Raw genomic sequence first — 9,053 nt, 5'->3', positions numbered from 1 at the left:
CTCCGCGATCTCGGCCTCCTCGCGGTCGTGCCGGCAAACGACCACGAGATTGCCCATGAGCGCCCGCCCCGACCGCTCGTCGGGCTGAGCGTCGGCCGGCTGCCAGGGACGGGTGAGCTGGCGCTCGATGCCGGCCAGGCTGACCGCCTCGGGCTCGCTGGCCACCAGATGCGCTGGCGTCACAAGGTTCTCCACTTCCGGCCGTCGGCCTTGATGAGCCGATCGGCTTCGACGGGGCCCCACTCCCCGGTCGGGTACTCGGGCAGGTAGCGCGTGCGGCCGGCATCCCAGGCGTCGAGGATCCCCATCATCCACGCCCAGGCCGCTTCCACCGCGTCGCGCCGCATGAAGAGCGTGGCGTCCCCGGCCATGACGTCGAGCAGCAACCGCTCGTAGGCCTCGGGCGAGCTGTCGCCGAAGGTGGCGCCATAGTGGAAGTCCATCTTCACCGGATAGATCCGCACCTTGGGGCCGGGCAGCTTGGAGGACAGACGCAGCGAGAATCCCTCGTCGGGCTGGATCCGCAGGGTCAGCACGTTCGGCTCCAGCGGCGCGTCGCGGTTGGTGTTGAACAGGATCTCGGGGACGGGCTTGAAGTAGATGGCGGCCTCGCTGACGCGCTTGGGCATCCGCTTGCCCGTCCGAATGTAGAAGGGCACGCCCGCCCAGCGCCAGTTGTCGATGAACACCTTCAGGGCGACGTAGGTCTCGGTCGTCGAATCGCGCCGGACGCCCTCTTCGCGGCGGTAGCCGGGCACCTCTTCGCCGTGATGGTAGCCGGGGCCGTACTGCGCTCGCACCACCTGCTTGTCGACGTCCCCCGCCGTCAGCGGGCGCAGGCAGCGCAGCACGTCGAGCTTGGCGTCACGGACGTTTTCGGAGTCGAGCGACCAGGGGGGCTCCATGGCGATCATGGCCAGGACTTGCAGGATGTGGTTCTGGACTATGTCCCGCAGCGCCCCCGCCTCCTCGTAATAGCCGGCGCGGAGGCCGACCCCTTCCTCCTCGGCGACGGTGAGCTGGACGTGGTCGACGTACTTCGCGTTCCACAGCGGCTCCAGCACCGAATTGGCGAATCGCAAGACCAGGATGTTCTGCACCGTCTCCTTGCCGAGGTAGTGGTCGATCCGGAAGGTCTGGGACTCGTCGAAGGTGTGGGCCAGCGTCGCGTTGATGGCGCGGGCGGTGGCCAGATCGCGCCCGATCGGCTTCTCGGCGATGACGCGCGAGATGGCCCCCTCGCCCGGCTCGGCGACGAACCCGTTGGCGTTGAGCTGCTCGACGCAGGTGGCGATGAGGCTGGGCGGGATCGACAGGTAGAACACCCGGTTGCCGGGGATCCCGAACTCGCTCTCGATCTTCTCCAGGCGCCGCTTGAGCTCGACATACGCCTGGGCGTCCGTGAACGAGCCCGTCACGTAGAAGAGGGAGCGCGAATACTCCTCCCAATGCGCCTCGTCGAGGGGACGGCGCGAGAAGCGCGCGATGCCGTCGCGGGCGAACGCGCGAAAGGTCGCGTCGTCCAGCTCGTTGCGCGCGAAGCCCACCACGGCGAAGTTGGTCGGCAGCACGCCGTCCAGCGACAGATTGTAGAGAGCGGGGAGCAGCTTGCGGGCGCTCAGATCTCCGGCCCCGCCGAAGATGACCAGCGTGCAGGGCTGGGGGATCAGGCTCTGGGCCAATCCCGCGGTGAGAAGATTCTGCATCCTCAGGCCTTCTTGACGGCGTGGCCACCGAAGGCGTTGCGGAGCGCGGCCAGCATCTTCTCCCCGAACGACTCCGCCTGCCGCGAACGGAAGCGCGTGTAGAGGGACGCGGTGAGCACCGCGGCCGGCACGTCTTTCTCGATCGCGTCGAACACCGTCCAGCGCCCTTCCCCGGAGTCCTCCACGTAGCCCTTGATCTTCTCGAGCTTCGGGTCGTCGTGGAGCGCGGAGGCCGCCAGCTCCAGGAGCCACGAGCGGACGACGCTGCCGTGCATCCACAGCTCGGCGATCATCGGCAGGTTGAGCTTGAAGCTGCTCTTGCTCAGCAGCTCGAAGCCCTCGGCGTAGGCCTGCATCATGCCGTACTCGATGCCGTTGTGGATCATCTTGACGTAGTGGCCGGCGCCGGCCGAGCCCATGTAGGCGTAGCCGTCCTCGGGGGCCAGGGTCTTGAAGATGGGCTCCAGGCGCTTCACGACCGCCGCGTCGCCGCCGACCATGAGACAGTAGCCGATTTTCAGTCCCCAGATGCCGCCGCTCGTGCCCGCGTCGATGTAATGAAGGCGCTTCGGCTTCAGCTCTTCGGCCCGACGCGCGTCGTCCTTGTAATAGGAGTTCCCGCCGTCGATGATCACGTCATCGGCCTGGAGCAGACCTGACAGCTCGCGGATGGTGCCTTCGGTGGGCTCGCCGGCGGGCACCATCACCCACACGGCCCGCGGCGGCGGGAGCTTGGCGACCAGGTCTTTGAGCGAGGTCGAGCCGACGGCCTGCTCCTGCACCGCTTCCTTCACGACCTCGGGCGACCGGTCGTAGACGACGACGCGATGCTTGTCGCGCTGAAGCCGCCGCACCATGTTCATGCCCATCCGGCCGAGTCCGACAAAGCCGAGTTCCATGTGCATTCTCCCTAATCTGGCCTGAGCGCGCCTTCCAGTAGACCACAGGCTCGGTCGAGCGCCGCGGGGTCGGCCGCGGGCAGATGCAGACGGAGCGCGCGGCGGCCCGTGGCCTCCAGCGAGGCGAAATCACCGAGCGCTTGCGCCATTTCCAGCACGCCGAACGAGAACGGCTCCCCGGGGATCGCCAGATCCTCCGTGGGCAGCGCGGTGATCACGACGAACTGACCGTTGTTGGCTCCCCCCTTGTGGAGCTGTCCCGTCGAGTGGAGATAGCGCGGACCGAACCCCAGGGTCGTGGCCACCCGCTTGGCGTTTCGGAGCGCCGCGCGGAGCCGCTCCAGCCGGACCTCCAGCGCCGGGTGGGCCGGCAGGTAGGCCAGGAGCCCCACGTAATCGCCCGGCTGGACCAGGTCCAGGAAGGCCCGCAGCGCCGCGGCGACATCCCGCGGGGGCCCGCCGATCTTGTCGAGGACGACCCGGTTGAAGGTGAGGCCGAGGCCGTCGGCCGTGAGGTGCGGCGCCGGCGAGGGGAGGCGCTTGTCCGCCACGTACTGCTTGAGGAGCGCCTTGGTGGCGTCCTTGGCCTGCTGCACGTTCGGCTCGTCGAAAGGATTGATCCCGAGAATCGCCCCCGCCGTGGCCGTGGCGATCTCCCAGCGAAGGAACTCGGCGCCGATCCCCAGGGGCTCCACCAGGCGGATGGTCACGATGGGGTGGCCGGCCGCGCGGAGCCGCTCGACCTTGCCGTCGCGCTCGTGCTCCTCCGGATCGCCCCCATGCAGGCGCAGCCGCACGAACAATCGGTCGTCACCGTACTCCGCCGGGGTGCCGAGCGGTTCGCCGGCGACCGGGACGATGCCGGTGCCGTTCTTGCCGGTGGACTCCGCGATGAGCTGCTCGACCCAGAGCCCGAACGGGCGGAGGCGCGGGCCCGTGATGAGCGTGAGCTTGTCCCGGCCCAACCGGGCCGCGCTGCCCATCACGATCCCGAGGGCCACCCCGGGGTTCTGTCCGATGGTGTTGGTGGGGCCGCAGAGAAGCGCCATGCCGCGCGCCCAGGCCAGCAGCCCGCCCAGGTCGAGGCCCATCAGCGCGGCCGGCACCATCCCGAAGAACGAGACCGCGGAGTAGCGCCCGCCGATGTCGGCCGGGTTCACGAAGATGTCGCGGTACCCCTCGTTCTGGGCGAGCTCGTGCAGCGCAGTGCCCTCGTCGGTGATGGCCACCAGCTGGCGCCCGGGGCGCTCGATGCCCGCCGCCTCCAGCCGCCCCTTGAAGTACGCGGCCAGCGTGTTCGGCTCGATCGTCGTGCCCGACTTGCTGGCCACCACGAACAGCGTTTCCTTGAGCGGGATCGCCCGCTCGACGGCGGCCACCGCGGCCGGATCGGTCGAATCGAGCATGGTGAAGACGGGCATGCCCGTCTGGACTCCGAGGACCGCGCGCATCACTTCGGGGGCCAGGCTGGAGCCGCCCATGCCGAGCAGCACGACGTGCTTGAAGCCGTCCCGGCGCACCGCGGCGGCGAACCGCGCCAGGCGCGGCAGATTCCGGGCCATGAGCTCGGGGGATTCGAGCCAGCCGAGCCGGTTGCCGATGCGCTTCTGCTCGGCCTGGTCGTCCGACCACAGCTCGGCGCGCTTCGCCCCGAGGCCGCTCACGAAGCCCGAGAGCTGGAACTCCACGTTGAACCGATCCAGCTCCTTGCCGAGCCCGGCGCCGGCGATCTCGTAGCGTCCCTTCAGCAACGCGGCCTTGCGCTTGGTGTCGATGCCCAGCATGAGCGCGGCGAACGAATCTTCGAAGGCGCCTACCGCCTCCACCTTGACCTGCGCGAAGATGGCCGGCATGTCCACGCCGGCCTGGGCCAGATCGGCGAACGCCCGGCGGGCGCCGTCGAGGTCGCGGGTGATCGTCGGGCGGGCCTGACCGTGATCGCGGAAGGCGGCCAGGGCGCCGGGGGGCATGGTGTTGACGGTATCGGGACCGACCAGCTCCTCGATGTAGAGCACGTCGCTGTACTTGGGATTCTTGGTGCCGGTGGAGGCCCACAGCGGCCGTTGCCGTCGCGCGTGCAGCGCCTCCAGCTTCTGGAACTCGGGGCTCGTGAAGAGCTGCTGGAATCGCTGGTAGACGAGCTTGGCGTTGGCGGTGGCCGCCTTGCCCTTCAATGCCTCCAGCTTTCGCTTGGTCTCCGCGTCGCGGGCGGCGGCCATCAGGCGATCGAGCGCCTTGTCCACCGCGGTGTCGATGCGGCTCACGAAGACGCTCGCCACCGAGGCGACCTTTGTGAGGTCCAGCCCCTTGGCGGCGCGGTCTTGCAGCCCGCCGATGTACGCCCTGGCTGCCCCCTCGTAGTCAGCCGGCGAGAACAGGGTCGTGATGTTGACGTTGACGCCCTCGGCGATCAGGCGCCGGGCGGCCTTGAAGCCGGCGTCGGTGCCCGGGACCTTGATCATCACGTTGTCGCGGTTGAGCAGTTTCCAGAGGATGAGTCCGTCCCTGACCGTGCCGTCGGTGTCGTGGGCCAGTTGGGGCGACACTTCGAGGCTCACGTAGCCGTCGCCGCCGGCGGTCGCCTCGTAGACGGAGTGCAGGATGTCCGCCGCCTCGGCGATGTCGGCGATCACGACGCGGGTATAGATCTCTTCGGCCGACATCCCGCGCCGGGCCAGGATGGCGATCTCGCCGTCGTAGGCGCTGCTCTTGTTCACGGCCCCTTCCAGGATGGTCGGGTTGGACGTCACCCCGCCCAGCCCGTCGTCCGCGATCAGCCGCAACAGCTCGCCGGAGGCCAGCAGATGCCGGCTCATGAAGTCGTACCAGACGCTCTGCCCGTATTGCCGGAGATCCGTCAGGGCCATCTCGCCCTCCTACCGGTCCACCGCGGCCGCGCCCTTGACCTTCCGGCCGAGGACGCGGTCGATGGCCCCGAGAATGTGCTCCGTGGTGAGACCGTAGGCCCGCAGAATCTCCTCCGGCGTGCCGGACTCGGCGAACACGTCGTCGATGCCCACGAACTCCATGGGGACGGGGTGCCGCTGGCCTACCGCCTGGGCCACGAGGCTGCCCAGCCCCGGCCGCGACAGGTGCTCCTCGGCCACCACGATGGCGCCGGTCTCGGCGGCCGCTATCTCGATGGTGGCCTCGTCGAGCGGCTTGGCGGTGTGACAGTCGATGACGCGCACGTCGATGCCGCGCCGCTCGGCGATCTCGGCGGCCTCACAGGCGACCGCGACCATGAGCCCGTTGGCGATCACGGTGACGTCGCTCCCGTCGGAGAGGGTCTTGGCGCGGCCGAACGAGAAGCGCTCGCCGGGCGCGTAGATCTTGGCCGTCCGCGGCCGGCCGACCCGGATGTAGACGGGACCGTAGTGCTCGGCGGCCGCCCGCACCAGCGCCGCGGTGGCCACTTCGTCGGCCGGCACCGCCACGGTGAAGCCCGGCAGCGAGCAGGCCAGCGCGATGTCCTCGATCGATTGCTGGGAGGGACCGTCTTCGCCCAGCGAAATGCCGCCGTGGCTGCCGACGAAGTTGACGTTGAACTCCATGTAGGCGCAGCAGATGCGGAGCTGCTCGTAGCCCTTGCACAGGAGGAAGGAGGCGAAGCTCGACGCGAACGGGATGAAGCCGCCCGCGGCCAGGCCGGCGGCCATCGAGCACATGTTGGCCTCGGCGATGCCCACGTCGAAGAAGCGGTCCTTGAACTTCTTGCCGAAGACGGAGGTGTACGTCGACTTCGAGAGGTCGGCGTCGAGGACGACGATGCGGGGGTTCTCCTGGCCCAGCTCGGCCAGCGCCCGGCCGTAGGCCTCGCGGGTGGCCATCCCCAGCTCCAGCGGCGACTTCCAGCGGCGGATCATGACCGGGCTCCGGCGCCGAGCTCGGCCAGCGCCTTGGCGATGTCCTCCGGCTTGTCGGGGACCGAGCCGTGGAACTTGAGCTGGTTCTCCATGTACGACACCCCTTTGCCCTTCACGGTCGCGGCCACGATGACGGTGGGGCGGTCGGTGACCTGCTCGGCCCTGGCGAACGCGTCCAGGATCTGCGCGTAGTCGTGGCCGTCGATCTCGAGCACGTGCCAGTTGAAGGAGCGCCACTTGTCGGCCAGGGGCTGCAGATCGGTGATCTCCTCGACGGTGGCGTCGAGCTGGAGCCGGTTGAAGTCCACGATGGCGCAGAGGCTCCCGAGCTTGAGGTGCGGCGCGTACATCGCCGCTTCCCAGATCTGCCCCTCTTCGCACTCGCCGTCGCCGAGCAGGACGTAGGTCCGGGAGGGGCTGCCCCGCAGTCGCGCGGCCAGGGCCATCCCGATACCCAGCGAGAGCCCGATGCCCAGCGACCCGGTGGAGGCTTCGATCAGCCCCAGCTTCCGCCGGTCGGGGTGACCCTGCAGGGGAGACCCGAAGCGGCGCAGCGAGGACAGGAGATCGTGGGTGATGTAACCGGCCTCGGCCAGCGCGGCATAGAGCACGGGACAGGCGTGCCCCTTGGAGAGGATGAACCGGTCTCGATCCTCCCAAAAGGGCTCCGGGGGCCGGTGGCGCATCACGCCGAAGTAGAGGCAGGCGACGAGGTCGGTCGCCGAGAGGCTGCCGCCCGGGTGACCGGAGCCGGCCGCCGCCAGCATCTCGATGATGAGGCGCCGGATGTTCCGGGCGCGGGCCGCGATCTCGGCGGTGTCGATCTTCTTCGAGGTCATGGTCAGTTCTCCCTTCGCCTGAGCTCCCTGATGGTGCCGCCATCGGCCACGAGGACTCGCTCGGCGGTGCCGAGGAAGAGCCCCGTGTCGACCACGCCGGGGATGCCCTCGATGGCGCGCTGGGTCCGGGCCGGGTCGGTGAGTGGACCGGTCGCGCAGTCCAGCGTGAAGTTGCCGTTGTCGGTCATGAACGGCCGACCGCCCTCGCGCCGGATCTCGGCGGGGAGCCCGAGCTCCCGGAGCCGGCGCTGGCAGAATCGCACCGCGAACGGCAGCACCTCGACCGGCAAGCGCCCGCGGCTACCGAGCGCCGGCACCAGCTTGTCGGCGCGGACGAGCAGGATCTGGCGTCGCGACGCCGCCGCCACGATGCGCTCCCGGGCCAGCGCGCCGCCGAAGCCCTTCATGGCGTCGAGCTGGGGATCGACCTCGTCCGCCCCGTCCACGGTGAGATCCAGGAGGCTCTCGCCCAGGTCGACGATTCTGAGACCCACCTCGGCGCCGAGGCGGGCGGTGGCCTCCGAGGTGGCCACGCAGGTCACCGTGAGCCCCCGCTGCACGCGCCGGCCGAGGGCCCGGACGAACGCGCTGGCGGCGGACCCGGAGCCCAGACCGACGAGGCTGCCGGCCTGGACGAGCTCGAGCGCCCGCTCGGCGAGGAGCGCCAGATCGTCGCTGGCCGACGGCTCGGCGTCCGCCGTCTTGGGCTCTCCGCTCACGCCCACTGGGGCCTACCGGGTGCGCCGCGAGGGGAAGACGAACGCTGTGAGGTCACGGGGCTGAGCGCCGAAACGGATCGTCCGTTGATCACGGCCGCCCCCTTGAGAATGCCAGGCCGATCGCCTCTCGTTTGTGCGAGGCGGCTAAGGTACACGACGTCCCGCGCGCTGACAACAGACAAAGGAAGCGTAGACTTCTGGTGATCGGAGCTCCGCAGGGGAGGGGCTTCATGGCCCACCAGCCATTGAGAGGACAGAAGGCACTCGTCACCGGCGCCAGCTCCGGGATCGGCGAGGGCATCGCCCGGGCGCTGGCGGCGGCGGGGGCCGCCGTCGTCGTCAACTACGCGGCCAACCCCGAGGCCGCCGAGAAGATCGTGGCGGGCCTCAAGGCCGGCGGGGCGCCGGCCATGGCGATCCGCGCCGACGTCTCCCGGGAGGACGAGGTCCAGGCGATGTTCCGCGAGATGATCGGGGCCTGGGAGACGATCGACATCCTGGTGAACAACGCCGGCGTCCAGCGCGATGCCCCGGTCGTCGAGATGACGCTGGAGCAGTGGGACCGCGTCCTCGGCGTGAACCTGACCGGCATGTTCCTCTGCGCGCGGGAGGCCGCCCGCGAGATGATCCGCCGGGGACCCCGGCCCGCTGTCTCCTCCGCCACCGGGAAGATCATCTGCATCTCCTCGGTGCACGAGGTCATCCCCTGGGCGGGCCATGTCAACTACGCGGCGTCGAAGGGAGGGGCGAAGCTGCTCATGCAGTCGCTGGCGCAGGAGCTGGCCCCGCACCGGATCCGGGTGAACGCCATCGCCCCCGGAGCCATCCAGACCCCGATCAACCGCGCGGCCTGGGAGACACCGGCGGCCCTGGACAAGCTCCTGAAGCTGATCCCGTACGGACGCATCGGGTCTCCCGCGGACATCGGGAAGGCCGCCGTCTGGCTCGCCTCCGACGACTCCGACTACGTGCACGGGCACACGCTCTTCGTGGACGGCGGCATGACGCTCTATCCGGAGTTCGC

Annotated in this window: 8 protein-coding genes; 1 reads left to right on the top strand and 7 read right to left on the bottom strand. The window is 69.5% G+C overall.

The annotated features are described in order from the left end of the window. The 7 genes from VGV13_02555 to rpiA all read right to left on the bottom strand — a co-directional run. Positions 1-183: hypothetical protein (locus tag VGV13_02555; protein ID HEV8639959.1), on the bottom strand; the 183-nt coding region annotated here is incomplete at its 3' end. Beyond that, positions 180-1,706, bottom strand: coding sequence for a glucose-6-phosphate dehydrogenase (gene zwf / locus VGV13_02550; GenBank protein HEV8639958.1), 1,527 nt, complete (start codon positions 1,704-1,706; stop codon positions 180-182). The genes zwf and VGV13_02555, both read right to left, overlap by 4 nt. Positions 1,707-1,708: 2 nt before the next feature. Next, entirely contained in the window at positions 1,709-2,605 is an 897-nt protein-coding gene (gene gnd, locus VGV13_02545; GenBank protein HEV8639957.1) for a decarboxylating 6-phosphogluconate dehydrogenase, read from the bottom strand. 11 nt (positions 2,606-2,616) lie between these two features. Next, the gene (locus tag VGV13_02540) at positions 2,617-5,472 is read right to left on the bottom strand and encodes a bifunctional transaldolase/phosoglucose isomerase (GenBank protein HEV8639956.1); all 2,856 of its coding nucleotides are present in this window, start codon (positions 5,470-5,472) and stop codon (positions 2,617-2,619) included. Between the two features lie 9 nt (positions 5,473-5,481). Continuing rightward, a complete protein-coding gene (locus tag VGV13_02535) occupies positions 5,482-6,471 on the bottom strand; it encodes a transketolase C-terminal domain-containing protein (GenBank protein ID HEV8639955.1) in 990 nt (329 codons plus the stop codon). After that, entirely contained in the window at positions 6,468-7,310 is an 843-nt protein-coding gene (locus VGV13_02530; GenBank protein ID HEV8639954.1) for a transketolase, read from the bottom strand. The genes VGV13_02535 and VGV13_02530 overlap by 4 nt, the downstream gene beginning before the upstream one ends. 2 nt (positions 7,311-7,312) lie before the next feature. Then, the gene (gene rpiA, locus VGV13_02525; GenBank protein ID HEV8639953.1) at positions 7,313-8,029 is read right to left on the bottom strand and encodes a ribose-5-phosphate isomerase RpiA; all 717 of its coding nucleotides are present in this window, start codon (positions 8,027-8,029) and stop codon (positions 7,313-7,315) included. 230 nt (positions 8,030-8,259) lie between these two features. Between rpiA and VGV13_02520 the strand changes: the two genes are divergently transcribed. After that, positions 8,260-9,053, top strand: a 794-nt coding sequence (locus tag VGV13_02520) for a glucose 1-dehydrogenase (protein HEV8639952.1), incomplete at its 3' end; no start/stop codon positions are given.

It is taken from the genome of Candidatus Methylomirabilota bacterium (genome assembly GCA_036001065.1).
In the GTDB taxonomy this organism is placed as follows: Bacteria; Methylomirabilota; Methylomirabilia; order Rokubacteriales; family CSP1-6; genus MNEF01.
Note: the sequence above shows the minus strand (reverse complement) of the source record. Positions and strands in the feature narration are given on the sequence as shown.